This window comes from Tabrizicola thermarum (assembly GCF_003574395.1).
Taxonomy (GTDB): domain Bacteria; phylum Pseudomonadota; class Alphaproteobacteria; order Rhodobacterales; family Rhodobacteraceae; genus Tabrizicola; species Tabrizicola thermarum.
On record NZ_QMJY01000014.1, the window covers coordinates 65,466 to 91,609 of the forward strand.

The following is a 26,144-nucleotide window of genomic DNA, read 5'->3' on the forward strand; positions in this document are numbered from 1 at the left end:
TAGCCGCCTCTGAGCGTGCCCCCGGGCGCGACCGCTCAGAGGTGACCAGCGCCCCGAAGGACCGCAAAGCTAAGACAAGGACCAGACCCATGACCCAAGACAAGGTCGTCATCTTCGACACCACGCTCCGCGACGGCGAACAAAGCCCGGGCGCGACCATGACTCACGAGGAAAAGCTCGAGATCGCCTCCCTCCTCGACGAGATGGGGGTGGACATCATCGAGGCGGGCTTCCCCATCGCCAGCGAAGGCGACTTTGCCGCCGTGACGGAAATCGCGAAACGGGCGAAGAACTCCACCATCTGCGGCCTCGCCCGGGCGAACTTCAAGGACATCGACCGCTGCTGGGAGGCCGTTCGCCACGCGAAATCGCCGCGCATCCACACCTTCATCGGCACCTCGCCGCTGCACCGCGCGATCCCGAACCTCGACATGGACCAGATGGCCGACCGCATCCACGAGACGGTCACCCATGCCCGCAACCTCTGCGACAACGTCCAGTGGTCGCCGATGGACGCGACGCGGACGGAACCCGACTATCTCTGCCGCGTGGTGGAAATCGCGATCAAGGCCGGGGCTACGACGATCAACATCCCCGACACGGTCGGCTACACCTACCCGATGGAGTCGGCGAAGATCATCCGCATGCTGCTGGAGCGGGTGCCCGGTGCCGACACCATCATCTTCGCCACCCACTGCCACAACGACCTCGGCATGGCGACGGCGAATGCTCTGGCGGCCGTCGAAGCGGGCGCCCGCCAGATCGAATGCACGATCAACGGCCTGGGCGAACGCGCGGGCAACACCGCGCTGGAAGAGGTCGTGATGGCAATGCGGGTCAGGAACGACATCCTGCCCTACCGGACGGGCATCGACACGACCAAGATCATGAACCTGTCGCGCCGGGTCAGCCAGGTGTCCGGCTTCCCGGTCCAGTTCAACAAGGCCATCGTCGGCAAGAACGCCTTCCTGCACGAAAGCGGCATCCATCAGGACGGCGTCCTGAAGAACGTCCAGACCTTCGAGATCATGCGGCCCGAGGATATCGGGCTGACCGCGAAGAACATCGCCATGGGCAAGCATTCCGGCCGGGCCGCGCTGCGGGCGAAGCTCAAGGAGCTGGGCTTCGATCTGGCCGACAACCAGCTGAACGATGTCTTCGTCCGCTTCAAGGCTCTGGCCGACCGCAAGAAGGAAGTCTATGATGACGACCTGATCGCGCTGGTCTCGGATGAACAGACCAACGATGCCTACGAATACCTGCAACTGAAGAAGCTGCGGGTCGTCTGCGGGACGGAAGGCCCGCAAGAGGCGGACATGATCCTGTCGATCGACGGCAAGGACCACCACATCGACGCGACCGGCGACGGGCCGGTGGATGCGGCCTTCAACTGCGTGAAGATGCTCTTCCCCCACAAGGCCCGCCTTCAGGTCTATCAGGTCCATGCTGTGACCGAGGGGACGGACGCGCAGGCCACGGTCAGCGTCCGGCTGGAGGAGGACGGGCGGATCGTCACCGGGTCCTCGGCCGATACCGACACCATCGTCGCCTCGACCCGGGCCTATATCAACGCGCTGAACCGCCTCATCATCCGGCGGCAGAAGACGGCGCCGGGCGAGGATGTGAAGACCGTCTCTTACCACGGCGAGTAAGCGATCGGCCCCGGTGCGCCGCGCGCGGCGGCTGGGGCCACCTTCATGAAATCAAGGACTTGTCTGCGGGCGTTCAGGGATCGTTAGCCATGATGCCCGCAAGCTAAAGCGAACCGAACCAACCCCTCAGTGCGTTGGCATGGGCGAAAAGCGCCGGGTCTTTCGACCAATGGTCAAGCAGGTCCGACCATCGCAGCGCCACGAAGGTCACGTCGTCGCCCTTCACCGCGCGGGCGAAGTCGGCGACCTCGGCCCGGTGGCGGGTGATGGCGTCCGGCGAGACCGGCTTGCCGCTGGCCCACTGGGCAGGCTCGGCATGGAGGTAGACCAGCACCGCCCCCCGCGCCCGTTTGACGCTTTGCGTCCGCAGACCGTAGGCGTGTTTCACCAGTTGCACCGCATCGAGATGCCGGTAGGTCTGCTTGCCATCCGCCAAGGCCCGGCGCATCGCGGTGAACCGGGCCATGCCATTGCCCCAGTCGCGGCTGTCACAGGCCTCGGAGAAACTGGCGGCCTTGCCGGGGCGGAAGGGTTCGTACCGCTTCGATTCCACCCCGACCAGGGTCGTCGGCGTGGTGATCACGGCATCGAGCCAGGGGTGGCGGCCCCCGGTCCAGGGAAAGCGCATCTCGGCCTCGATCTCCACCGCTTCCGGCTGGCCCATCGGCACGCCGGGCAGTGGCGGAAGGGCCTGCGGGCGGTTCAGGAACCAGCCGAAGGCGTTGGCGACAAGGGCTGCCGAGGACTCCGGGCTGTCGAACTTGCCCGAGGCCAGTTCGCTGGCGGGGGATCGCTTCAAGGCGGCCAGAACGGCCTCGGCGGGAACGCCGGGCAGGAAGGCGGCGTCCGTCATCCCTTCATCTCTTGCACCGTATTCCCGCCGTCCACAACCAGCATCGCCCCGGTGACATAGGAGGCTTCGTCCGAGGCGAGGAACAGCGCGCAGGCGGCGACTTCCTCGGGCCGGCCGGGGCGGCCGACCGGGGTGCGGGTTCCGGCGACGATCTCGTCCGGGCTGGAGCTTTCGGTGGCGATCCAGCCCGGCAGGACCGCGTTGCAGGTCACCCCGCGCGGCCCGTATTCCAGCGCGATCGACCGCGTCATGCCGGTGATCGCGGCCTTGGCGGTGGCATAGGCGGATGAGCCGTCGATGGTCACCACGGGCCCGGTGACGGAGGAGATGTTGACGATCCGGCCGAACCGTCGCGCGGCCATGCCGGGCAGCGCGGCGCGGCAGCAGTGGAAGGTGGTGTTGATGTTCAGCGCCATGTGATGCGCCCAGACCTCGTCGGTCCAGTCGGCCAGATGCCCGCGCGGCACGTCGAGGCCGGTCTGCACCATGCCCGCGTTGTTCACCAGAATCTCGACCGGGCCCAGCTGCGCCTCGACCGCCGCGAACAGGCCCGCGACCTGCGCCGGGTCGGTCAGGTCGGCGATGTGCGACATCGCGCCAAGCTCTTCCCCGCGGGCGTGGATACGTCCGGTCGTGGCCGTGACGCAGACCCTTGCACCCCCGGCCGCCAGCGCCCGGGCGATGGCGAAACCGATTCCCCCCGGCGCCCCGGCCCCCGTCACCAGTGCCACGCGCCCTGCCACCCCTGTCATCGCCGCCCCCATGTCTTTCGCCGATCCTTGCCACCATATCGGAAAACTGAAAGGTTGTCCGGCCGGAATAGCCAAAATCACGCGCAAAAGATCGGATTTCTGCAAGCACGCGGAAGTGTGCGGATTGCAGCCAGCGGGGCTTTCGCTTCCCTGCGCGCTGCCTCTATAAGAAGCAGCCCCGTCGGAAACTCCGAGTCGGGGCCAAAATCGTTGCTTGCCCCAGGACCACCAAAGGACCGCACATGTCGCTTTTCCCAAGCCTGTTCTCGTCTGACATGGCCATCGACCTCGGCACCGCGAACACGCTGGTCTATATCCGCGGCAAGGGGATCGTGCTGAACGAGCCCTCGGTGGTGGCCTATCACAACAAGGACGGCAAGAAGGTCGTTCTGGCCGTGGGCGAGGATGCCAAGCTGATGCTGGGCCGCACGCCCGGCACGATCGAGGCGATCAGGCCCATGCGCGACGGGGTCATCGCCGATTTCGAGGCGGCGGAAGAGATGATCAAGCATTTCATCCGCAAGGTGCACAAGCGGTCCACGATCAGCAAGCCCAAGATCATCGTCTGCGTGCCGCACGGGGCGACCCCGGTGGAAAAGCGGGCCATCCGGCAGTCGGTGCTGTCGGCGGGCGCAAAGCGGGCCGGGCTGATCGCCGAACCGATTGCGGCGGCCATCGGGGCGGGGATGCCGATCACCGAACCCACGGGGAACATGGTGGTGGACATCGGCGGCGGGACGACGGAAGTCGCGGTCCTGTCGCTGGGCGACATCGTCTATGCCCGGTCGGTGCGTGTGGGCGGCGACCGGATGGACGAGGCGATCGTCAGCTATCTGCGGCGCCACCAGAACCTGCTGATCGGGGAAAGCACTGCCGAACGGATCAAGACCTCGATCGGCACGGCCCGGATGCCTGACGACGGGCGCGGGTCCTCGATGACGATCCGGGGCCGCGACCTGCTGAACGGGGTGCCGAAGGAGACCGAGATCAACCAGGCCCAGGTGGCCGAAGCCTTGGCCGAACCGGTGCAGCAGATCTGCGACGCGGTGATGCAGGCGCTGGAGGCGACGCCGCCCGACCTTGCGGCGGATATCGTCGACCGGGGCGTGATGCTGACCGGCGGCGGGGCGCTGCTGGGCGAGCTGGACCTGAGCTTGCGCGAACAGACCGGGCTGTCGATCTCGGTGGCCAACGAGTCACTGAATTGTGTTGCCCTGGGGACCGGGAAAGCGCTGGAATATGAAAAGCAGCTTCGGCATGTGATCGATTACGACACCTGAGGCCCGCTGGCCGATGGCGATGGAAGGCTGACCCTTGGCCAGGAACCGCACCGCACCCGAGGACTATTCGCGCCCGCTGCGCAGGCTTCTGGTCTGGCTGGCAGTGCTGATGCTTTTGGGCTTGTTCATCCTGTGGCGGATCGACAGCCCGCGGGTGGAACGGTTCCGCGCGGCGCTGGTCGACGCGGTGGTGCCGAATTTCGACTGGGCGATGGCCCCGGTGACGGCGGTCGCGGGGATGATCGACGATTTCCAGTCCTACACGCGCATCTACGAACAGAACCAGGAGCTGAAGCGCGAGTTGCAGCAGATGAAGGCCTGGAAAGAGGCGGCGTTGCAGCTGGAGCAGAAGAACGCGCGGCTTCTGGACCTGAACAAGGTGCGGCTGGACCCGAAGCTGACCTATGTGACGGGCGTGGTGATGGCGGATTCCGGCTCGCCCTTCCGGCAGTCTGTCCTTCTGAACGTGGGCGCGCGGGATGGCATCCGTGACGGATGGGCGACGATGGACGGGATCGGTCTGGTGGGCCGGATTTCCGGGGTCGGGCCGCGGACCAGCCGGGTGATCCTTGTCACCGATTCGAACAGCCGGATCCCGGTGACGATCCAGCCGTCCGGGCAGAAGGCGCTGCTCTCGGGCGACAACTCGCCCCTGCCGCCGCTGGAGTTCATCGAGGACACCGACGAAGTCCGCCCGGGCGACCGGGTGGTGACTTCGGGCGATGGCGCGGTGTTCCCGGCCGGGCTTCTGGTCGGGCAGGTGGCGCTGGGGACCGACAAGCGGCTGCGGGTGGTGCTGGCGGCGGACTATCAGCGGCTGGAGTTCCTGCGCGTGCTGCGCAGCCACGAGCTGGAGCCGATCACCGATCCCGGCAGCCTGGTGGCTCCGCCGGCGGGTCAGCCCCTGCCCGACGGTTCGACCGGGGCGGCCGAGGCGGCAGCCGGAGCCCCGCCCACGGCAACCGAGGGCGGCAATGTCGAGGCCGCCGGGTCGGGCGATGCCGAGGGCCCGGTGACGGAGGCCGGCGATGGTTGAGTTCTGGCGGCAGGAGCACTGGATCTTCCGCGGGCTGTTCCTGGTCATCGCGCTGCTTCTCTTGTTCCTGCGACTTCTGCCGCTGGGCAACGCCCCTGGCGCGCTGCCGGGACCGGACATCCTGTTGTGCGTGACCCTTGCCTGGATCGTGCGGCGCCCCGATTTCCTGCCGATGCCGCTGATTCTGGCCGTCTTTCTGCTTGAGGACCTGATCCTGATCCGCCCCCCCGGCCTCTGGACCGCCATCGTGATCCTGGCGACAGAGTTCCTGCGCGGCCGCATCCAGCTGACGCGCGAGCTGAGCTTTCTGGTCGAATGGCTCCTGGTCTCGGGTCTCATGCTGGGCATGATGCTGGTCTATCGGATGACTCTGGGGCTGGCCTTCGTGCCGCAGGCGCCTTTCGGCTTTGCCATCGTGCAGGTCCTGTGGTCGATCGCGGTCTATCCGGTGGTCGTGGGCCTGTCGCGGCTGGCGCTTGACCTGCGCAAGCCCGCGACGGGCGAAGTGGACGATTTCGGGAGACGCTTGTGAGACGGACGGCCCGCGAGACCGAGGCAAGCAACCGCACGCTCAACCGCCGCACGCTGATGCTGGGCGGCGCGATGGGTGCCATGATCGCCGTTCTGGGCGCCCGGATGCGCTATCTTCAGGTGGACCAGGCCGACGAGTTCAAGCTACTGGCCGAGGAGAACCGGATCAACATCCGCCTGATCCCGCCCGAACGCGGCATCATCATGGATCGCAACGGCAAGGTCATCGCCGGCAACGAACAGAACTACCGCGTCGTCATCACCCGCGAGGCGGCGGGCGATGTCGATCTGGTGATGCGCCGCCTGGCCACCATCATTCCGATGACCGCCGAGGAGATGCAGGCCAGCATCGACGCGGTAAAGGCCGTCCGCGCCTTCGTGCCGGTCACGGTTGCCGAGCGCCTGTCCTGGGAGGATTTCTCGAAAGTCGCGGTCAACGCCCCCGCCCTGCCCGGCGTGGTGCCCGAAGTGGGCCAGTCCCGCCGCTATCCGCTGGACACCGATTTCGCCCATGTCGTGGGCTATGTCGGCCCGGTCAGCGAGAAGGACCTCGAGGGGTTGGAGAACCCCGATCCGCTGCTGCGCATCCCCAAGTTCCAGATCGGCAAGATCGGCGTCGAGAAATGGATGGAGGACACGCTGCGCGGCCATGCCGGGACCAAGCGGATCGAGGTCAACTCGGCCGGGCGGGTCATGCGGGAACTGGAGCGGCAGGAGGGTCAACCCGGGTCGGATATCCGGCTGACCATCGACGCCGATATCCAGAACTTTGCCCAGGCGCGGCTGGGCGAGGAAAGCGCGGCGGTCGTGGTGATCGACGTGACCAACGGCGACATCATCTGCTGCGCCTCGTCGCCCTCGTTCGACCCGAACCTCTTCGTGCGCGGGATCAGCCACGCCGAGTACAAGCTGCTGACCGAAAACGATCACCGGCCACTGGCGAACAAGACGGTGTCCGGGGCCTATCCCCCGGGATCGACCTTCAAGATGGTGACGGCCCTGGCGGCGCTTGAGGCCGGGGTGGTGAACGCCGATACCAAGGTCAGCTGCCCCGGCTATATCGAATTCGGCGGGCGGCGGTTCCACTGCTGGAAGCGTTCCGGCCATGGCACGGTGCGGCTGGCGCGCAGCCTGGCGGAAAGCTGCGACGTCTATTTCTACGAGATCGCGCAGAAGGTCGGCATCGACAAGATCGCCGAGATGGGCCGCAAGCTGGGCCTTGGCCACAAGTTCGAGCTTCCCATGTCCGCCGTGACCGAGGGCAACATGCCCGACAAGGCCTGGAAACTGACCCGGCACAAGCAGGAATGGCGGATCGGCGACACGATCAACGCCTCGATCGGACAGGGCTATGTGCTGACCTCGCCCCTGCAACTGGCGGTGATGACCGCCCGGATCGCCAGCGGTCGCGCCGTGGCACCCCGGCTGGTGCGGATGATCGACAACCAGGAACTGCCGGTGGCCGAGGCCCCGCCGCTGGAGGTCTCGCCCGAATACCTGGCCGCGGTCCGGTCCGGGATGCACGAGGTGGTGAACGGAGAGCACGGCACCGCCAAGTCCAGCCGCATCGTGGACCCGACGATGGTGATGGCGGGCAAGACCGGCACCAGCCAGGTGCGCAACATTTCCAAGGCCGAGCGCGAGGCCGGGGTGATCTCGAACGACGACCTGCCCTGGAACCGCCGCGACCATGCGCTGTTCGTGGGCTTTGCGCCCTATGATGCGCCGCGCTATGCGGTGGCTGTGGTGGTCGAACACGGCGGGGGCGGCTCGACCGCTGCGGCCCCCATCGCCCGCGACGTGATCCTGCGCGCGATGTCGGACGGCCTGCCGTCGCTGGATGCCTATCCCGCCAGCCAGCGCGGCCGGATCGAGACCATGCTGAAAGAACTGCCGCTGCGCGATCCGGTGACGGGCCGGCCGCAGGACAAGACCGCGACATAGGGGCCGGACGATGAGCTTTCTGGAATACCGCGTCAAGCAGGCTCCGACCGGGCTGCGCAAGGTCCTTTATCTCAACTGGCCGCTGGTGATCCTGGTGACTGCCGTCGCCTCGGTCGGGTTCCTGATGCTCTATTCCATCGCGGGCGGGAACCTCGACACCTGGGCCAGGCCCCAGATGGAGCGGTTCGGCGTCGGCATGGTGCTGATGTTCATCGTGGCTCTGACGCCGATCTGGTTCTGGCGGTCGATGTCGGGGGTGGCCTATGCCGTGGCCTTCCTGCTTCTGATCGTGGTGGAACTGTTCGGCACAGTGGGCATGGGCGCACAGCGCTGGATCGACCTGGGGTTCATCCGCCTGCAACCGTCCGAGATGATGAAATTCACGCTCGTGATGCTGCTGGCGGTCTATTACGACTGGCTGGACCCCAAGCTGGTGTCGCGGCCGCTGTATGTGCTGATCCCGGTGGTGATGATCGTGGCGCCGACGGTTCTGGTGCTGATGCAGCCGAACCTTGGCACCTCGTTGATGCTGATCCTCGCCGGGGCCACGGTGATGTTCGTCGCCGGTGTGTCGCTGTGGTATTTCGGCGCGGTCCTCGCGCTGGGGGTATCGGCGATCGTGGGCGTCTTCACGCTGCGCGGCACGCCCTGGCAGTTCCTGCACGACTACCAGTACAAGCGGATCGACACGTTCCTCGACCCCTCGGCCGATCCGCTGGGCGCAGGCTACAACATCATCCAGGCCAAGATCGCGCTGGGGTCCGGCGGGTGGAGCGGCAAGGGCTTCATGCAGGGCACGCAGAGCCGCCTAAACTTCCTGCCGGAAAAGCACACCGACTTCATCTTCACCACTTTGGCCGAGGAATTCGGCTTTGTCGGGGCCTTCTCGCTTCTGGCGCTTTATGCGCTGATCATCGGGTTCTGCCTGGTGGCGGCATTCCAGAACCGCGACCGGTTCTCGGCGCTGCTTATCATCGGTGTGGCGGCGAACTTCTTCTTCTACATCGCGGTGAACCTGTCGATGGTGATGGGCATGGCCCCGGTGGTTGGCGTGCCCTTGCCGCTGCTGAGCTATGGCGGGTCGGCGATGATGGTGCTGCTGGTCGGCTTCGGCCTGGTGCAGAGCGCGCATGTGCACAGGCCGCGCTGAATGAACCTTCTCCGGCGCCACGGACGGTTTCTGCTGTCCTTCTGCCTTGGGCTCGGCGCCGGACTGGGTGGCTGGGCCCTGTCCTTCCCCCCCGTCTTTGCCCTGCTTGCGGGGGCGGATGTCCTGTTCCTGACCTACCTCCTCCTCACCGCCCGGATCGTCGGTCAGACCAGCGCGGATGACCTGCGCCGCCATGCCGAGGAGGAGGACGAGGGCGTGGCCCTGATCCTGTTTCTGGCGGGGTTTGCGGTGCTGGCCAGCGTGGCGGCGATCACCATCGTGCTGAACGCCGACGAAAGCAGCCTGTACGCACGGCTGGCCGCGTTGGTCAGCCTGCCGCTTGGCTGGGCTACCGTCCACTCGCTGATGGCCTTCCATTACGCCTACCTGCATTACCGCTCTGCGCCCCCGGGAGAAGGCCTGGACTTCCCGGGCAAGGGCGATCCCGACGCATGGGATTTCCTGTATGCCAGCTTCACCATAGGCATGACCGCCCAGGTTTCCGATGTCGAGGTCACCACCCGCCCGCTGCGCCGGGCGGTTCTGGTGCATGGCGTGGCAAGTTTCTTCTACAACACCGGTATCCTTGCGCTCGCGGTGAACGCCGCCGTGACGGCCGGTCCGTAGCGCCGATTTCTTCGCAGAAATCGGACCGGAGCCTTTGAAGGCTCCGAACCGGAATTTTGGAAAATTCCGGCGCGCGCCCGGACATGGGCGCAACGGAACAGGGTTGACAATCGCTGAATGTCCACGGCCAACCTGTTGAAAATCCTTGCCCCGAAATCCTGCCCACGCGTGGGCACCCCGAAAGCCTCACCCATGCTGACCGTCCTCTTCGCCGCCCCCGCGCTCTGGCCCGAATACGAACCCCACCTGCCCGCCGCCCTGGCCGAGGCCGGTCTCACCGCCCGGATCGTCACCGAGGCCGCCCCGGCCGAGGTCGACTACATCATCTACGCCCCCGCCTCGCCCTTGCAGGACTTCACCCCTTACACCCGCACGAAGGCCGTCCTGAACCTCTGGGCCGGGGTCGAGAAGATCGTGGGCAACCCGACCCTGACCCAGCCCCTCTGCCGCATGGTCGACCCCGGCCTGACCGAGGGGATGGTGGAGTGGGTGGTCGGTCACACCCTGCGCCACCACCTCGGCATGGACCGCCACATCGTGAACCCGGGCCATGTCTGGGACCCGACCTGCCCGCCGCTGGCCCGCGAACGTCCCGTGACGATCCTTGGCATGGGCGCGCTGGGATCGGCCTGCGCCGAGGCGCTGCGGGCGCTCAACTTTCCGGTCACAGGCTGGAGCCGCACCGAAAAGCCCGGCCAGCTGCACGGCGCGCAGGGGCTGCGCCAGGCGCTGTCCACTGCGCAGATCCTCGTCACGCTTCTGCCGAAGACGCCCGAGACCGAGAACCTGCTTGACGCCGACCGCCTTGCCCTGCTTCCCAGGGGCGCGGTGATCCTGAATCCCGGCCGGGGAGCCCTGATCGACGATCAGGCCCTGCTGGCGGCGCTTGACGCAGGCCAGATCGGCCATGCCACGCTGGACGTCTTCCGTGTGGAACCCCTGCCGCAGGACCACCCCTTCTGGTCACACCCGAAGGTCACCGTCACCCCCCACATCGCCGCCGATACGCGGGCCGTCACATCGTCCCGCGTGATCGCCGAGAACATCCGGCGGGGCGAGGCGGGCGAGCCCTTCCTGCATCTGGTGGACCGCGCGCGCGGCTACTGATCCCGCTCATCGCCGCCGACCGGCAGGAAGGGGTTGCGGAAACGCCGTGACCTGTGAATGATTGATCAAATTCACGGGCGGCAATTCCCGTGACGGGGAGATCATCGCATGCGGTCAGAGCCGCAGGATACGGAAGGCGGCCCCTGCTGGCCGCGCAAGCCCGAGTTCGGCGGAGCGTCGGCGGTCTCTCGCCTTCGACGCCGGGGCAAGGCCCCGATCCCCGACCGACAAACTCAGGAAAGAGGCACGACATGCCCGGTAATCTGACCCTTGACGAATTGAGAAAGGCCGTGAAGGCCGGAGAGATCGACACCGTGATCGCGGCCGGCATCGACATGCAGGGCCGCCTGATGGGCAAGCGCTTTCACGCGCAGTTCTTCGTGGACGGCGGCTGGGAAGAAACCCATTGCTGCAACTACCTTCTTACCGTGGACATGGAGATGACCACGGTACAGGGCTACAAGTCCTCAAGCTGGGAAACCGGCTATGGCGACTATGTGCTGAAGCCCGACCTGCGCACGCTGCGCAGCATCCCCTGGCTGCCGGGCACGGCGCTGGTGCTGGGCGACACGCAGGACCATGCGACGCATGCCGACGTCCCCCACGCGCCGCGCTCGATCCTGAAGCGGCAGGTGGAACGCGCCCGTGCGATGGGCTTCGAGCCGATGATGGCGACGGAGCTGGAGTTCTATCTGTTCGAGAACAGCTACGAGAACCTGCGCGACGGGGGGCTGAACGCCCTGCGGACCGTGGGCGGCTACAACGAGGATTACCACATCTTCCAGACCACCAAGGAAGAGGACGTGATGCGCGCGGTCCGCAACGGGCTTCATGGCGCGGGGATCCCGGTGGAGAATTCGAAGGGCGAGGCCGAAGCGGGGCAGGAAGAGATCAACTACCGCTATTCCGACGCGCTGGATACGGCCGACAACCACGTCATCATCAAGAACGCGATCAAGGAGATCGCCTGGGCCAAGGGCAAGTCGGTGACATTCATGGCCAAATACGACCACCGCCGCGCGGGGTCGTCGAGCCATATCCACCAGTCGCTCTGGTCGCTGGACGGGAAGGCGAGCTTTGCCGACAAGAAGGACAGCCACGGCATGTCGGACCTGATGAAGCATTATCTGGCGGGTCAGTTGCACCATGCCCGCGACATCACCGCCTTCCTCGCGCCCTATGTGAACAGCTACAAGCGCTTCACCGTGGGGATGTTCGCACCGACCAAGGCGGTCTGGAGTGCCGACAACCGCACGGCGGGCTTCCGCGTCTGCGGGGTGCACACCAAGGCGGTACGGGTGGAATGCCGGATTCCGGGGTCGGACGTGAACCCCTATCTGGCCTGTGCGGCGCTTCTGGCGGCGGGGCTGGACGGGATCGAGAAGAAGATGGAGCTGGAGCCGGAGATGCGCGGCGACATGTATTCGGCCAAGGGCATCCGGGAAATTCCGAAGACCCTGCGCGAGGCGGCAGAGCTGATGCACCGGTCCACGATGCTGCGGCAGGCCTTCGGCGACGATGTGATCGACCACTACCACCACGCCGCCCAGTGGGAGATTTCCGAGACCGACCGCGTGGTCACGGATTTCGAACGCGAGCGGCTGCTGGAACGCGCATGACCGTAGGGTGCGCATTCATGGCGCACCTTCCACACCGAACGGTGCGCCATGAATGCGCACCCTACGAGGACTGACATGAAACCCATTCAACTGATTTCCCCCGTTGACGGCCGGGTCTACGCCGAACGGATGCCGCTGACGCCCGAGGCCGCCGAGGCCGTCGTCGCCCGCGCGAAGGCCGCGCAGAAACCCTGGGCCGCGCGGCCCCTGGAAGAGCGGATCGCGCTGGTCAAGGCCGGGGTCGCCAAGCTGAACGCCATGTCCGAGGTCGTGGTCGAGGAGCTGGCCTGGCAGATGGGCCGCCCCACCCGCTATGGCGGCGAGTTCGGGGGCGTGAACGCCCGCACCGACTACATGGCCAGTATCGCGGCAAAGACGCTGGCGCCCGAGATGGTGGAGGACAGCGCCCAGTTCCGCCGTTTCCTCGCCCGCGAGCCCGTGGGCGTGGTCTTCATCATCGCGCCGTGGAACTACCCTTACCTCACCACGATCAACACGCTGGTCCCCGCGCTGATCGCCGGGAACACGGTGGTGCTGAAGCACGCGAGCCAGACCCTGCTGGTGGGCGAGCGGCTGGCCGAGGCCTTCCATGCCGCAGGGGTGCCCGAGGACGTGTTCCAGAACGTCGTCCTCGACCACGCCACCACCGAGGCCCTGATCGCCCGGCGCAGCTTCGGCTTTGTCAACTTCACCGGCTCGGTCGCGGGCGGGCAGGCCATCGAGCGTGCCGCTGCGGGGACCTTCACGCCGCTGGGGCTGGAGCTTGGCGGCAAGGACCCGGGCTATGTGCGCGAGGATGCCAACCTCGACGTGGCGGTGGACGTGCTGATGGACGGGGCGATGTACAACGCCGGCCAATGCTGCTGCGGGATCGAGCGGATCTATGTGCATGAGAAGCTCTTCGACAGCTTCGTCGAGAAATCCGTGGCCTGGGTCGGCCAGCTGAAACTGGGCAACCCCTTCGACGCCTCGACCACGCTTGGCCCCATGGCGCACAAGCGCTTCGCCCAGGTGGTGCGCGACCAGACGGCCGAGGCCATTGCGAAGGGGGCGAAGCCGCTGCTCGATCCGAAGAATTTCGCCGATGACGGCGGCGCCTATCTCGCGCCGCAGATCCTGGTGAACGTCGATCATTCGATGCGGGTGATGCGCGAGGAATCCTTCGGCCCCGTGGTCGGCATCATGCCGGTGAAGACAGACGAGGAAGCGATCCGGCTGATGAACGACAGCCCCTATGGCCTGACCGCCAGCATCTGGACCGAGGACTATGCCACCGCCGAACGGATCGGCGCGCAGATCGAGACGGGGACGGTGTTCATGAACCGGGCCGATTACCTGGACCCGGCACTGACCTGGACCGGGGTCAAGGACACCGGGCGCGGCACCTCTCTGAGCTATCTCGGGTTCCATTCCGTGACCCGGCCGAAATCCTATCACCTCAAGAAAGTCTGACGCCATGAGCCACAACGTTCCCAGCCGGAACTGGTCCTATCCCACCGCGATCAAGTTCGGCGTCGGCCGGATTTCAGAGCTGGCCGACCACGCCAAATCCATCGGCCTGCAAAAGCCGCTGTTCGTCACCGACAAGGCGCTGGCAAGCCTGCCGATCACCCAGAACGCGCTGGACGTGCTGGAGGCCGGAGGTCTGGGCCGCGCGCTGTTTTCGGAGGTGGACCCGAACCCGACCGAGAAGAACATGGAGGCCGGGATCGCCGTCTATCTGGCGGGCGGCCATGACGGGGTGATCTGCTTCGGCGGCGGCTCGGCGCTGGATCTGGGCAAGATGATCGCGCTGATGGCGCATCAGCCGAAGAAGCTGAAGGTCTGGCAGCTGGAGGACATCGACGACTGGTGGACGCGCGCCGATGCCTCGAAGATCGCGCCGATCATCGCGGTGCCGACCACGGCCGGGACGGGCTCGGAAGTGGGCCGGGCGGGGGTGCTGACCAACAGCGAGACGCACAAGAAGAAGATCATCTTCCATCCGAAGCTGATGCCCGCGATCACGATCTGCGACCCGGCGCTGACCGTGGGGATGCCGAAGTTCATCACCGCAGGCACCGGCATGGATGCGCTGGCGCATTGCCTTGAAGCCTATTCCAGCCCCTTCTATCACCCGATGTCCCAGGGCATCGCGCTGGAAGGGATGCGGCTGGTGTTCGAGAACCTGCCGAAGGTCTATGCCGACCCCAATGATCTTGACGCCCGGGCGCACATGATGTCGGCGGCGGCGATGGGGGCGGTGGCGTTCCAGAAGGGGCTGGGGGCGATCCATGCCTTGTCCCACCCGATCGGGGCGGTCTACAACACCCACCACGGCACCACGAACGCCGTGGTGATGCCGATGGTGCTGGACTTCAACCGCAAGGCGGTGAAGGACAAGCTGGCCAGTGCGGCGGCCTATTGCGGGATCAAGGGCGGTTACAAGGGGTTCTATCAGCGCATCCTCGACCTGCGGGCCACGCTCGACATCCCGGAGAACCTGACGAAGCTGGGGGTCAAGGACCCCGATCTGGACATGCTGACGAAGATGGCGCTGGAGGATCCGTCCTGCGGCGGCAACCCGGTGAAGATGACGAAGAAGAACACCCGGGCGCTGTTCGAGGCCTGTCTGTAGGGTGCGCTACAGCGCACCATCCGCCGGTGCGCCTTGGCGCACCCTGCGAACGGCTTGCCATGTTGACCCGTGAGACGACCGATATTGCCGTGATCGGGGCCGGGGTCATCGGCCTGACCATCGCGCTGGAGCTGATCGACCAGGGCCACGAGGTGGCGCTGGTCGATCCCGGTCCGCCGGGCATGGGCGCCAGCTACGGCAACGCTGGCACCATCGCCGGATATGCGACCAGCCCCGTGGGCACCCCCGCCGTGCTGCGGTCGCTGCCCTCGCTCCTGTTCTCCCGGACCTCTCCGCTGGCGATCCGCCACCGCGCGCTGCCGTCGCTGGTGCCCTGGCTCCTCCGCTTTCTCTGGCAGTCGTTGCCCGCGCAGACCGAACGCAATGCCCGCAGCCTTGCCGCGCTGCTGGCCGGGGCGGCGGAGCTGTGGGACGATCTGGCGCTGCGGGTGCAGGCCGCGGGCATCCTGCAAAGGCGGGGCTGCCTCTATCTCTACGAGACGCCGCAGGCCTTCACCCAGGCCTGGGCCGAACTTGACCGGCGCCGAAAACTTGGGGTCGAGGTCGATCTGATCGGCCCTGACCGGCTGGCCGCGCTGGAGCCGAACCTGCCTCCGGGCCTGGGCGGGGCGGCGCATTTCACCGGGGCGACCTTTCTGGACGATCCCGGCCGGATGATGCGCCTGATTGCGGCGGCCGTGCTGGAGAAGGCACGCCTGATCCCCACGCGCGCCGAGCGGCTGGAGCGGCGCCCGGATGGCGTGGTGATCGAGGGGGTGGGGCTGCATCTGCATGCGCGACGGGTGGTCATCGCGGCAGGTGCCCATTCCCGGGCCCTGGCCGCACAGGCGGGCGACCGCATCCCCCTGGACACCGAACGCGGCTATCACGTCGAATGGGACATGGCCGAGCCGCTGCTGAACCGCCCGGCCTGCCCCACGGCGCGGGGGTTCTATTTCTGCCCGATGGCAGGCCGACTGCGGGTCGCGGGCACGGTGGAACTGGGGGGCATGCACCTGCCGCCCTCGCCCCACCGCATCGCCAGGCTGGTCGAGGGCGCACGGGCCTTCTTTCCCGACCTGCCGCAGCCGGACCGGGAGTGGATGGGCTTTCGCCCCTCGATCCCCGACAGCCTGCCGGTCATCGGCCCCTCGCGCGGCGGGGCCGAGGTGATCCTGGCCTTCGGGCACGGCCATCTGGGGGTGACGCTGGCACCGATCACCGCGCGGATGGTGGCGGGGTGGATCGACGGCCATGCGGCAGGGCCGGACCCCGCCCCCTTCCTGCCGACGCGGTTCTGATCCGGAAAATCCACGCGCCCCCTTGACCTTCCCATCATGGGAAGCCCCATATGCCATCACGTCCCTGACCGACAGGAGGCGGAGAATGACGGCACCTCTGAAAGACCTGACCCCCAAGACCTTGACGGTCGACCTGCCCATCGAGGGCATGACCTGCGCCTCGTGTGCAGGGCGGGTGGAGCGCGCGCTGAAGGCGGTGCCGGGGGTGACGGCGGCGCGGGTGAACCTGGCGACGGAACGGGCAGAGGTCGAGGGCACCGCCGCGCCCGAGGCGCTGATCGGCGCGGTGGAACGGGTGGGCTACAAGGTCCCCGCCCCGGCGCAGGAGCTGGCGATCGAGGGCATGACCTGTGCGTCATGTGTCGCGCGGGTGGAACGCGCGCTGAAGGCCGTGCCGGGGGTGACGGGGGCGACGGTGAACCTGGCGACCGAAAGCGCGCGGGTCGAGGGCGTGGCGGACAGCGCGGCGCTGATCGCGGCGGTGCAGGGCGCGGGCTATGCGGCGCGGCTGGCCTCGGCCACAGTCGAGTCCCCGGCGCAGCGGCAGGCGCAGGAAGCGAAGGGCCTGGCCCGCGACCTGACCCTCGCCGCCCTGCTGACGCTGCCGGTCTTCGTGCTGGAAATGGGCGGGCATATGGTTCCGGCGTTCCACCACTGGGTGATGACGACCATCGGGCAGGGCACAAGCTGGCTGATCCAGTTCCTGCTCACGACGCTGGTGCTTGCCGGTCCCGGGCGGCGGTTCTTTGCGCGCGGGATCCCGGCGCTGCTGAAGGCGGCGCCGGACATGTCCTCGCTGGTGGCGGTGGGGTCGGGCGCGGCCTGGGGCTATTCGACGCTCGCCACCTTCCTGCCGGGGCTGATGCCGCCGGGCACCGTGGCGGTCTATTTCGAGGCCGCGGCGATGATCGTGACGCTGATCCTGCTGGGCCGTCTGCTGGAAGCCCGCGCCAAGGGCCGGTCCTCGCAGGCGATCGCGCGGCTGGTCGCGCTGCAACCCGCCGTGGCGCATGTCCGGCGGGAGGGGCGCGTCGTCGATCTGCCCGTGGCCGAGGTCCGGCCCGGCGACCTGCTGGAGCTTCGGCCCGGCGAGCGGGTGCCTGTCGATGGCCGCGTGGCCGAGGGCGCAAGCTGGATCGACGAAAGCATGGTCACGGGCGAGCCGCTGCCGGTCGAGAAACACGCCGGTGCCCGGGTCATCGGCGGCACGGTGAACCAGACCGGCGCGCTGGTGGTCGAGGCGGTGGCGGTGGGCGCGGACACGATGCTGGCGCGCATCATCCGCATGGTCGAGGCGGCGCAGGGCGGGAAGCTGCCGATCCAGGCGCTGGTGGACCGGGTGACGCTGTGGTTCGTGCCGATGGTGATGGCGCTGGCGGCGCTGACCTTCCTCGTCTGGCTGGCCTTCGGTCCGGCGCCTGCGCTGCCAATGGCGCTGGTCAACGGGGTTGCGGTCCTCATCATTGCCTGCCCCTGCGCGATGGGGCTGGCGACGCCCGTGTCGATTCTGGTCGGCACGGGGCGGGGGGCGGAACTGGGGGTGCTGTTCCGCAAGGGCGAGGCCTTGCAGGCGCTGCACGACGTCAAGGTCGTGGCCTTCGACAAGACCGGCACGCTGACCGAGGGCAAGCCGGTGCTGACCAGCTTCCTACACGCGCCGGGCGAGACGCGGGAGGCGCTCTTGCCCCTGCTCGCCGCCGTCGAGGCGCAGTCCGAACATCCCGTCGCCCGCGCCATCGTGGCGGCGGCCGAGGGGATGGCCCTGCCGTCCGTCGAGGGGTTCCAGGCCCGGCCCGGGCATGGCGTTTCGGCCCGGGTCGGGGGGATGGAGATCGCGCTGGGGTCGGCGCGCGAGATGGACAGGCGCGGGGTGGACATCGCGGCCTTCGCGGCCGAGGCGGAGCGGCTGGCCGACCGGGGCGAAACCCCGCTTTATGCCGCGCGGGACGGAAAGGCCGTGGCGCTGCTGGCGGTGGCCGACCGGGTGAAGGACACGACCCCGGCGGCGATCGCCGCGCTGAAGGCGATGGGCCTCAGGCTGGCGATGATCTCGGGCGACAACGCGCGGACGGCGCGGGCCATCGCGCGCGATCTGGGGATCGACGAGGTGGTGGCCGAGGTCACGCCGGAGGGCAAGGTCGAGGCGATCCGCACGCTGAAGGCGCAGGGCGCGCTGGCCTTCGCGGGCGACGGGATCAACGATGCCCCGGCGCTGGCCGAGGCCGATGTCGGCATCGCCATGGGCACCGGCACAGACATCGCCATCGAGGCGGCGGATGTGGTGCTGGTCTCGGGCCGCCTGCCGGTGCTGGCCGATGCCATCGGCCTGTCCCGCGCCACGATGCGCAACATCCGGCAGAACCTGTTCTGGGCTTTTGCCTACAATGCCGCCCTGATCCCGGTGGCGGCGGGAGTGCTGTATCCGGCCTTCGGCATCCTGTTGTCCCCGGTCCTGGCCGCCGGGGCGATGGCGCTGTCCTCGGTCTTTGTCCTGACCAATGCCCTGCGGCTGAAACGCTATGGAGCGCGCAGATGATGACCATCGGTGAAGCCGCCGTCGCCAGCGGGGTCTCGGCCAAGATGATCCGCTATTACGAGGAAACCGGCCTGATCCCGCCCGCCGGGCGCACGGCCTCGGGCTACCGGACCTATGGCCCGAAGGAGGTGCAGATCCTGCGCTTTGTCCGCCGGGCGCGCGATCTGGGGTTCCCGATGGACAAGGTCGCGGATCTTCTGGCGCTCTGGCGCGACCGGACGCGCGCCAGCGCCGATGTCCGCCGCCTGGCCGAGGCGCAGATCGCCGCGCTGGAGGCGCGCATCCGCGAAATGGAGGCGATGAAGGCCACGCTTTCCCATCTGGTCCAGGCCTGCGCCGGGGACGAGCGGCCGGATTGTCCCATCCTGGACGAGCTGGGCGGCAGCCCCTGCCGCAGCGCCGGGGGCTGAGCCCGGCCCCGCTTGCACCGCAGCGCGCAAGCGGCCAAGCTGGCCCGGCAGGACAGGACCGCACCGCATGACGCATCGCATAGCCGCCGAGGGCATCCGTTTCGACTTCCTCCCGCGCGGGGGGGTGCTGGACGGTCTGACCGTCCGGGATCAGGGACGCGACATCGCGCCCTTGCACCGCGCGCCCTGGACCGAGGCCGAGGTTCCCGCCGATGCCCCGCCGCATCAGGCATGGCTTCGGGGCGATTTCCTGGCGGCACCGATGGGCGCCTCGGAGCAGGGGTTGCACGGGCTGAGCGCGAATGGCGACTGGCAGGTGCTGCCATCGCCCGAGGGCTGCCTGCGCGCGGTGCTCGGCGGCGCGGGGCAGGGGGCGACGGTGGTCAAGGAACTGTCGGTCAGCGACGGCCATCCCTTCGTCTATCAGCGTCACCTGTTCATCGGCGGCTCGGGCGCGCTGCCGGTGGCGAACCATGCCATGGTCTCGGTTCCGAACGGGGCGAAACTGTCCTTCTCGCGCAAGCGCTGGTGGGAGACGCTGGCCGAACCGCTGGAGACGGTGCGGGGCCGCTCGGCCCTGGCCTATCCGCGCCGGGCCGAGGATGCGGCCGAGTTTCCGGGGGCGGATGGCGGGACGGTGAACCTGCACCGCTATCCCTGGGGCGGTAGCCACGAGGATTTCGTTGCGGGGGTGGAGGACCCGGCCTCGCGCCTGGGCTGGACTGCCGTCGTGCGGCCAAAGGAGGGCGATCTGTTCCTGTCGCTGCGCAACCCGGCGCAGCTGCCGATGACCATGCTGTGGCATTCGAACGGCGGGCGCGACCATGCGCCGTGGAACGGACGGCACCGGGGCTGTCTGGGGGTCGAGGAAGGCGCGGCCCTGCCGATGCTGGGACTGTCCTCGCGTGAAACACCCGATCCCCTGTCCGCCGCCGGGCAGCCGCCGCTGCTGCGGCTGGACCCGCAGGGCACGGTCGAGGTCCGCCACATCATCGGCTGCATCGCCTGGCCGGAAGGGCAGTCGGTCGCGGGCGTGATGCTGGAGGGCGATCAGTTGACGATCACCGGCGACTGGGGGGCGGAACGCAAGGTGCCGTTGCGGGGCGGCTGGCTGGGTGGTCCTGCGCCCGAGGCCGTGGCGCCGAAGAAACCGTCCCTCGACTGGGACTTGTAAGCTATTCCGCAAAGCCCGGCTTCTGCGCCCAGGCCCAGGCATCGCCGATCATCTGCCGCAGGGTGGACCGGGTCGGCTCCCAGCCCAGGTCGTTGATCGCATGGGTCGAGGAGGAGACCAGCGCCGCCGCATCGCCGGGGCGCCGGGCACCGATCACCACCGGCACCTCGCGGTTGGTGACAAGACGGCTTGCCTCGATCACCTCGCGCACCGAAAAGCCGCGTCCCGTGCCCAGGCAATAGACGCCGTTCCCCCGCCCGGACAACAGACGCTGCAAACCCAGCACATGCGCATCGGCCAGGTCCGAGACATGCACATAATCCCGCACGCAGGTCCCGTCGGGCGTGGGGTAATCGGTGCCGAACACCGTCAGCGCCGGGCGCTTGCCCGTGACCGCATCCAGCATCAGCGGGATAAGATGGGTCTCGGGCACATGCTGTTCGCCGATCTCGCCTTCGGGGTCGGCGCCGGCAACGTTGAAATATCGAAAGATCACATGCGAAATACCGGCGGAAACCCCGAAATCGCGCAGCATTTGTTCAATTGCCAGTTTCGAGCCGCCGTAGGCGTTTATCGGGCGCTGCGGCGTGTCCTCGGTCAGAAGCACGCCGTCCTGATCGCCATAGGTCGCGCAGGTCGAGGAAAAGACGAAGTTCCTGACCCCTGCCGCCGCACAAGCCTCGAGGAGGTTCAGCGCCCCGGTGACGTTCACCCGCCAGTATTTCCCGGGGTCCTGCATCGAGTCGCCGACCAGCGAGAGGGCGGCGAAATGCATCACGGCGACGGGGCGATGTTCGGCCAACGCCGCGTCGATCGAGGCGCGGTCCATCAGGTCGCCCCGAACCAGCGGGCCCCATTTCACCGCTCCAGACCAGCCGGTGGACAGGTTGTCGAACACCACCGGCAAGAACCCCGCCCGCGCCAGCGCCTTGCAGGCATGCGATCCGATATAGCCCGCGCCGCCCGTCACCAGGATCCGATCTGTCATCGTGTGTCGCCTCACGCCCGTCACGCCCGGGCAGAGGTTTGCGTTGAAAGCTCCGGCGATGTCCAGCGCATTTCCGGGTATGCCGCGGGCGCGGTCAGACCAGCAGGAGATCGCCGAAGGCCAGCGTGCCGCCCTCGTCCAGACTGAACAGCGCAATGGCATTGGCCGAGGACCCGCCGTCGAGATCCAGGAACAGCGCGCGGAAATTGGTGTCGTAGTAAAGCACCGGCCCGCTGCCGAAGCTGCCCGGAAGTCCGGCCCCTGTCTGCCACATCCCGGCCAGGGTCGCCCCCACCGCTATGCCCAGCGCCGCCCGGTCCAGCACCACCCGGTCGGTGCCCGAGGTGAAATCGAGGAAGTAATCCTCGGCATCGGTGCTGTCGATGACGAAGTGGTCCGCCCCTGCCCCGCCGTGATAGACATCGCGGCCCACCCCGCCACGAAGCCAGTCGTCGCCGTCGCCCCCGTCCAGATGGTCGGCGCCATTGCCGCCGTACAGAAGATCGTTGCCCTCCTGCCCGTAAAGCCAGTCGTCGCCCGCCCCGCCAGACAGCGTGTCGTCGCCAATGCCCCCGTCCAGGTTGTCGCCGCCGTCGCCGCCATCCAGAAGATCGTTGCCCTCTTGCCCGAAAAGCGCGTCGGTCTCGGTCCCGCCGTAAAGCGAATCGTCGCCGAAGGAGCCATAGAGCCAGTCCACTCCCTGCCCGCCGTAAAGCAGGTCGTTCCCATAGCCGCCGTCCAGATTGTCGCCACCGTTGTCCCCGAACAGCGTATCGTTGCCGAAGCCGCCAAACAGCGCATCGGTGTCGTCGCCGCCCTCCGACCGGTCGTCGCCATCGCCGCCGAACAGCCAGTCGATCCCGGCGCCGCCGTAGAGACGGTCGTTGCCCACCTCGCCCTGAAGGTTGTCGCCGCCGGTGTCGCCGTAGAGGATGTCGTCGCCCGTCCCTCCCCAGAGCGCATCGGTGTCGTCCCCGCCATAAAGCAGATCGTTGCCCGCATCGCCGTAAAGCCAGTCGAGCCCCGCGCCGCCGTACAGCGTGTCGTTTCCTGCCCCCGCCGCGATCGTGTTGTCCAACGTGTTGCCGGTCCCGGTGACGCTGAAACCCGAGGTGAAGACCAGGATCTCGAGGTTGGCGCCCAGCGTGTAGCCGGCCAGCGACGTCCGCACCATGTCGGTGCCCGCACCCGCGGCCTCGACAACGACGTCGCCCGTGCTGTCGACGACATAGGTGTCATTGCCAGGCCCGCCTTCCATCCGGTCCGACCCCGCCCCGCCATCCAGCCAGTCGTCGCCATCCCCGCCATAGAGCGTGTCGTTGCCAAGCCCTCCCTCCAGCCGGTCGTGCTCGGCCTCGCCGTAGAGAAGATCGTTGGCGTCGCCACCATAAAGCGTGTCGTTGCCCGTCCCGCCCTCCAGCCGGTCGTTGCCCGTGCCACCGTCCAGAAGGTCGTCGCCGTCGCCGCCATAAAGCGTGTCGAGCCCGTCGCCCCCCTGGAGCGTGTCGTTGCCTGCCCGCCCTTCCAGCCGGTCGTTGCCCAGCCCGCCGATCAGCAGGTTCGCCTGCCCGTCGCCCTGCAGCGTATCCGCCCCGGAGCCTCCCAGCAGCCCCTCGATTCCGACGAACAGGTCCCCCGCCGCCTCGCCGGTGGACAGCGACGGCGTCTCCATGTCGACCCGCAGGCCCGTGCTTTCGGCATAAGAGGCGATGTCGAACCCCGCCCCGCCATACAGCAGGTCGGTGCCCGTGCCCCCCATGAGCGTGTCGTCGCCGTCCCCGCCGTACAGCGTGTCGTTGCCCGCCCGCCCGAAGAGGGCATCGTTGCCGCCCAGCCCGAAAAGCCGGTTCGCCCCGGCATCGCCCCGCAGGATGTCGGCGAAACCGGAGCCCTCCAGATCCTCGATCGAGACATAGACGTCGCCCAGCGCGTCGCCGGTGTTCAGGCTGGGGGTCGCGAGATCGGCGGTCAGTCCCGCCGTCGCGTCGGCATGGCTGACCAGATCGGTGCCCGCCCCGCCCTCATGCCGGTCTGCGCCCGCGCCGCCGATCAGCGTGTCATCGCCATCCCCGCCGTACAGCGAATCGTTCCCGGCACCGCCGGACAGAAGATCGTTACCCCCCCATCCCCGACAAGCTGTCGTTTCCCGCCCCGCCAAAGACCTGCTCGCCCAGGTTCGAGCCCGAAAACGTGTCGGCAAAGCCGCTGAGGATGAACCCCTCTATCGAGATGAACGTGTCGCCCAGCGCTTCGCCCAGGTTCTGGCTGGGGGTGACAAGGTCAATACGGACGGCACTTGTTGCCGTCTCGTAGCTGGCAAAGTCGATGCCATTGCCGCCGTCCAGCCTGTCGCTGCCTTCGCCGCCGATCAGCGTATCGTTTCCTTCGCCGCCATACAGGCTGTCAGCCCCGCCGCGACCATCCACCCGGTCGTTGCCCTCCAGCCCGAGGATGTTGTTGGCCTGCGCGTCGCCCGCCAGAGTGTCGTTGTAGCCGGATCCTTCCAGGTCCTCGATCGAGACATAGCTGTCGCCGGCCGCCTCGCCCGTGTTGGCCGCCGGATTTGCCAGATCCGCGACCAGACCGGTCACCGACTCGCGATAGCTGGCCCGGTCGCGGCCGATCCCGCCATCCAGCAGATCCGCCCCGAGGCCGCCCAGCAGCGTGTCGTTGCCGTTGCCGCCGAAAAGGCTGTCATTGCCCGCTGCGCCAGAGAGCTTGTCGTTGCCGTCCAGCCCCTCGATCCGGTTGGCGGCGGAAGTTCCGGTCAGAGTGTCCGAGAAATACGATCCGATGATGCCTTCGATCGAGATGTAGGTCTGCCCCGCCGCGATGCCGGTGTTCTGGTTCAGCGCTTCCAGGCTGACGCGGACCGCGCCCGTCGCGCCGGTCAGGACGATGGTGTCGAACCCCGCGCCGCCATCGATCGTGTCGGCTCCGACAGAGACGAGGAACATGTCGTCGCCACTGGTCCCGACCAGAAAGTCGATCTGGTTGGTGCCATAGCGCAGGTTCGGGGGGTCGGGTGGCGTGGGCATCGCGTGCCACAAGCCGATGAAATCGGTCAGCTGGAAATTGCCCGGAACCAGAGGCACCCCGTTCGGCGTGACCAGCTCCAGCACTTCGTCGCCATAGGTAATGATCGCGCCGGTCAGGGTCGCGGTGATGGTCAGGGCGGCGAGCGAATGGATCCGGCCCCAGGCCGACAGGTCGATCTTGTCGATGCCGAACTGGTAATCCGCGATGACGTCGAACTGGCCATCGGCGCCCAGCACGAAGATATCCGCCCCCGCGCCGCCGAAGATCGTGTCGCCGCCCCCGCCATCCGCCAGAATGTCGTTGCCCGCCCCGCCTTCGATCAGCTCGGACCCGTCGCCGCCGATGATCATGTCGCCACCCGCCGAGCCGGTCAGCGTGGCGTCCGACAGATTGCCGGTCAGGATCGGCGACAGGGTCCCCGGGTCGATCTGCAACCGCGTGATCCCGGCGCCTTCGGTGGCGATGAAAAGCTCGATCACGCCGCCCACGACGCGGGCGGTCAGCGCGGTGATGTTGTCGATCGGCAGGCCCGGTCCGCCCGGAAGCTGCCCGCAGGCCAGCAGCCGCCCGTCCGGCATCAGGGTCATCACCGTCAGGCCGTCATCGCCGCCGCCCGTGATGACGAAGACCCGGTCGCCGACCTGCGCCGTCGCCACCGCCTGCGTGGCCTGAAACCTGGTGTCCAGCGTGTCGATCACATGGTCGGTGACAAACATCGTGCCATCCGCCGTCAGCCCGATGACGCTGATCGACGACGAATTGGTCGAGGCGACGATGAGGTAGGTCGTCCCGCCCATCTCGACCACCCGGACCGCCGAAGGTTCGTTGATCCCCAGCCCCTGCGGTGCGCCCATCGCCGTGGCATTGCCCAGCGCGCCGTTCGCGCCTACCGGAAAGGCCCGCACGACATCGGCCTCCAGCGACAGGCTGACCAGGAACTTCTGGCTGCCCACCGTGACCGGGATCATGCTGCCGATGTCGACGCCGGGATGGGGGCCGTCCAGCACCTTGCTGCCCACCAGCGTCATCGTGCCGTTGGCCGCGACCGAATAGGTGTAGATGGTGCTTTCGCCCATCCGGGCGGCGTAGAAATAGGTGGCGCTGCCAAGCTGCATCACCGCCTGGGCCGAGATCGCGCCGGACAGGCTGCCGGGCAGCTGAATCGGGCTGTTCAGCGCCCCGGTCGCCGTGATGGCGAAGGCATTGACCCCGGCCTGGTTCGCCCCGGTGACGATCAGATGGGGCGTGCCGTTGATGGTCACCGTCTCGATCGTGGCTTCGGCTGGCAGCGACACTCCGGGCGCGATGTTTTCCTGGTCCAGCAGCGTCATGGTGCTGCCGATTTCCAGCGCCAGCACTCCGCCGCCCGCGCGGGTCGCGGTGTAAAGCAGCGTCTTGCCACCCTGGACCACGATCTCGAAGTCGCAGATACCCGAGATCACGTTCAACGGCGCGGCCGCAAACGTTTCCACCACCAGAAAGTTTATCACTTCCGGCCCCACACACACCCAATTACCCAAGGGTGAGG

At 67.6% G+C, this 26,144-nt stretch carries 20 protein-coding genes; 15 read left to right on the forward strand and 5 right to left on the reverse strand.

The annotated features are described in order from the left end of the window. The first annotated feature begins 89 nt into the window (after positions 1-89). Positions 90-1,652: a 2-isopropylmalate synthase gene (locus D5084_RS07995; protein ID WP_128515003.1), complete on the forward strand. Its 1,563-nt coding sequence runs from the start codon at positions 90-92 to the stop codon at positions 1,650-1,652. Between the two features lie 103 nt (positions 1,653-1,755). Here D5084_RS07995 and D5084_RS08000 read toward each other — a convergent pair whose 3' ends face one another. Both D5084_RS08000 and D5084_RS08005 read right to left on the reverse strand, forming a co-directional pair. After that, positions 1,756-2,505 carry a PGN_0703 family putative restriction endonuclease gene (locus D5084_RS08000; protein ID WP_128515004.1) on the reverse strand — a complete coding sequence of 250 codons (750 nt, stop codon included), beginning with the start codon at positions 2,503-2,505 and terminating at the stop codon, positions 1,756-1,758. Beyond that, positions 2,502-3,257, reverse strand: a complete 756-nt coding sequence (locus D5084_RS08005; protein ID WP_202910040.1) for an SDR family NAD(P)-dependent oxidoreductase — start codon at positions 3,255-3,257, stop codon at positions 2,502-2,504. The genes D5084_RS08000 and D5084_RS08005 overlap by 4 nt, the downstream gene beginning before the upstream one ends. A 242-nt stretch (positions 3,258-3,499) precedes the next feature. Here D5084_RS08005 and D5084_RS08010 point away from each other — a divergent pair, with 242 nt between their 5' ends. The 14 genes from D5084_RS08010 to D5084_RS08075 all read left to right on the forward strand — a co-directional run bounded on the left by D5084_RS08010 (position 3,500) and on the right by D5084_RS08075 (position 20,589). Continuing rightward, the gene (locus D5084_RS08010) at positions 3,500-4,537 is read left to right on the forward strand and encodes a rod shape-determining protein (RefSeq protein ID WP_128515005.1); all 1,038 of its coding nucleotides are present in this window, start codon (positions 3,500-3,502) and stop codon (positions 4,535-4,537) included. A 34-nt stretch (positions 4,538-4,571) separates the two neighbouring features. Beyond that, positions 4,572-5,573: a rod shape-determining protein MreC gene (mreC, locus tag D5084_RS08015; RefSeq protein ID WP_128515006.1), complete on the forward strand. Its 1,002-nt coding sequence runs from the start codon at positions 4,572-4,574 to the stop codon at positions 5,571-5,573. Continuing rightward, positions 5,566-6,105, forward strand: coding sequence for a rod shape-determining protein MreD (locus D5084_RS08020; protein WP_128515007.1), 540 nt, complete (start codon positions 5,566-5,568; stop codon positions 6,103-6,105). The genes mreC and D5084_RS08020 overlap by 8 nt, the downstream gene beginning before the upstream one ends. Beyond that, positions 6,102-8,048 (forward strand): penicillin-binding protein 2, encoded by a 1,947-nt coding sequence (mrdA, locus tag D5084_RS08025; protein WP_128515008.1) that lies wholly within the window; start codon positions 6,102-6,104, stop codon positions 8,046-8,048. The genes D5084_RS08020 and mrdA overlap by 4 nt, the downstream gene beginning before the upstream one ends. 10 nt (positions 8,049-8,058) lie before the next feature. Next, positions 8,059-9,198, forward strand: a complete 1,140-nt coding sequence (gene rodA / locus D5084_RS08030) for a rod shape-determining protein RodA (protein ID WP_128515009.1) — start codon at positions 8,059-8,061, stop codon at positions 9,196-9,198. Beyond that, positions 9,199-9,825 (forward strand): DUF1345 domain-containing protein, encoded by a 627-nt coding sequence (locus tag D5084_RS08035; RefSeq protein ID WP_128515010.1) that lies wholly within the window; start codon positions 9,199-9,201, stop codon positions 9,823-9,825. A 192-nt stretch (positions 9,826-10,017) separates the two neighbouring features. After that, positions 10,018-10,932, forward strand: coding sequence for a 2-hydroxyacid dehydrogenase (locus D5084_RS08040; RefSeq protein WP_128515011.1), 915 nt, complete (start codon positions 10,018-10,020; stop codon positions 10,930-10,932). 251 nt (positions 10,933-11,183) lie between these two features. Further along, entirely contained in the window at positions 11,184-12,551 is a 1,368-nt protein-coding gene (locus tag D5084_RS08045) for a glutamine synthetase family protein (protein WP_128515012.1), read from the forward strand. 75 nt (positions 12,552-12,626) lie between these two features. Continuing rightward, positions 12,627-14,003, forward strand: coding sequence for an aldehyde dehydrogenase family protein (locus D5084_RS08050; protein ID WP_128515013.1), 1,377 nt, complete (start codon positions 12,627-12,629; stop codon positions 14,001-14,003). Positions 14,004-14,007: 4 nt separating this feature from the next. Further along, positions 14,008-15,168: an iron-containing alcohol dehydrogenase gene (locus tag D5084_RS08055; protein WP_128515014.1), complete on the forward strand. Its 1,161-nt coding sequence runs from the start codon at positions 14,008-14,010 to the stop codon at positions 15,166-15,168. 59 nt (positions 15,169-15,227) lie between these two features. Continuing rightward, complete coding sequence (locus D5084_RS08060) at positions 15,228-16,469, forward strand: NAD(P)/FAD-dependent oxidoreductase (protein WP_128515015.1); 1,242 nt, start codon at positions 15,228-15,230, stop codon at positions 16,467-16,469. 85 nt (positions 16,470-16,554) lie between these two features. Continuing rightward, the gene (locus tag D5084_RS08065; protein ID WP_128515016.1) at positions 16,555-19,005 is read left to right on the forward strand and encodes a heavy metal translocating P-type ATPase; all 2,451 of its coding nucleotides are present in this window, start codon (positions 16,555-16,557) and stop codon (positions 19,003-19,005) included. Beyond that, the gene (gene cueR / locus D5084_RS08070) at positions 19,002-19,415 is read left to right on the forward strand and encodes a Cu(I)-responsive transcriptional regulator (RefSeq protein ID WP_435532668.1); all 414 of its coding nucleotides are present in this window, start codon (positions 19,002-19,004) and stop codon (positions 19,413-19,415) included. Before D5084_RS08065 ends, cueR begins: the two co-directional genes overlap by 4 nt. Before the next feature lie 67 nt (positions 19,416-19,482). Continuing rightward, complete coding sequence (locus D5084_RS08075; RefSeq protein WP_128515017.1) at positions 19,483-20,589, forward strand: hypothetical protein; 1,107 nt, start codon at positions 19,483-19,485, stop codon at positions 20,587-20,589. Between the two features lies 1 nt (position 20,590). Here D5084_RS08075 and galE read toward each other — a convergent pair whose 3' ends face one another. The 3 genes from galE to D5084_RS18850 form a co-directional block, all read right to left on the reverse strand. Then, positions 20,591-21,577, reverse strand: coding sequence for a UDP-glucose 4-epimerase GalE (gene galE, locus D5084_RS08080; protein WP_128515018.1), 987 nt, complete (start codon positions 21,575-21,577; stop codon positions 20,591-20,593). Between the two features lie 94 nt (positions 21,578-21,671). Beyond that, positions 21,672-23,735 (reverse strand): calcium-binding protein, encoded by a 2,064-nt coding sequence (locus D5084_RS08085; protein ID WP_162302404.1) that lies wholly within the window; start codon positions 23,733-23,735, stop codon positions 21,672-21,674. After that, positions 23,692-26,091, reverse strand: coding sequence for a calcium-binding protein (locus tag D5084_RS18850; RefSeq protein WP_155523111.1), 2,400 nt, complete (start codon positions 26,089-26,091; stop codon positions 23,692-23,694). The genes D5084_RS08085 and D5084_RS18850 overlap by 44 nt, the downstream gene beginning before the upstream one ends. Positions 26,092-26,144: the final 53 nt, after the last annotated feature.

Excerpts from the sequence above, each read along its gene's own strand:
- D5084_RS08000 (WP_128515004.1), bottom strand. The coding sequence starts at position 2,505 with ATGACGGACGCCGCCTTCCTGCCCGGCGTTCCCGCCGAGGCCGTTCTG.
- D5084_RS08060 (WP_128515015.1), top strand. The coding sequence starts at position 15,228 with ATGTTGACCCGTGAGACGACCGATATTGCCGTGATCGGGGCCGGGGTC.
- D5084_RS08050 (WP_128515013.1), top strand. The coding sequence starts at position 12,627 with ATGAAACCCATTCAACTGATTTCCCCCGTTGACGGCCGGGTCTACGCC.
- D5084_RS08035 (WP_128515010.1), top strand. The coding sequence starts at position 9,199 with ATGAACCTTCTCCGGCGCCACGGACGGTTTCTGCTGTCCTTCTGCCTT.
- cueR (WP_435532668.1), top strand. The coding sequence starts at position 19,002 with ATGATGACCATCGGTGAAGCCGCCGTCGCCAGCGGGGTCTCGGCCAAG.
- D5084_RS08055 (WP_128515014.1), top strand. The coding sequence starts at position 14,008 with ATGAGCCACAACGTTCCCAGCCGGAACTGGTCCTATCCCACCGCGATC.
- D5084_RS08045 (WP_128515012.1), top strand. The coding sequence starts at position 11,184 with ATGCCCGGTAATCTGACCCTTGACGAATTGAGAAAGGCCGTGAAGGCC.
- D5084_RS08010 (WP_128515005.1), top strand. The coding sequence starts at position 3,500 with ATGTCGCTTTTCCCAAGCCTGTTCTCGTCTGACATGGCCATCGACCTC.
- galE (WP_128515018.1), bottom strand. The coding sequence starts at position 21,577 with ATGACAGATCGGATCCTGGTGACGGGCGGCGCGGGCTATATCGGATCG.
- D5084_RS08020 (WP_128515007.1), top strand. The coding sequence starts at position 5,566 with ATGGTTGAGTTCTGGCGGCAGGAGCACTGGATCTTCCGCGGGCTGTTC.
- D5084_RS08065 (WP_128515016.1), top strand. The coding sequence starts at position 16,555 with ATGACGGCACCTCTGAAAGACCTGACCCCCAAGACCTTGACGGTCGAC.
- D5084_RS08040 (WP_128515011.1), top strand. The coding sequence starts at position 10,018 with ATGCTGACCGTCCTCTTCGCCGCCCCCGCGCTCTGGCCCGAATACGAA.
- D5084_RS08005 (WP_202910040.1), bottom strand. The coding sequence starts at position 3,257 with ATGACAGGGGTGGCAGGGCGCGTGGCACTGGTGACGGGGGCCGGGGCG.
- rodA (WP_128515009.1), top strand. The coding sequence starts at position 8,059 with ATGAGCTTTCTGGAATACCGCGTCAAGCAGGCTCCGACCGGGCTGCGC.
- D5084_RS07995 (WP_128515003.1), top strand. The coding sequence starts at position 90 with ATGACCCAAGACAAGGTCGTCATCTTCGACACCACGCTCCGCGACGGC.
- D5084_RS08075 (WP_128515017.1), top strand. The coding sequence starts at position 19,483 with ATGACGCATCGCATAGCCGCCGAGGGCATCCGTTTCGACTTCCTCCCG.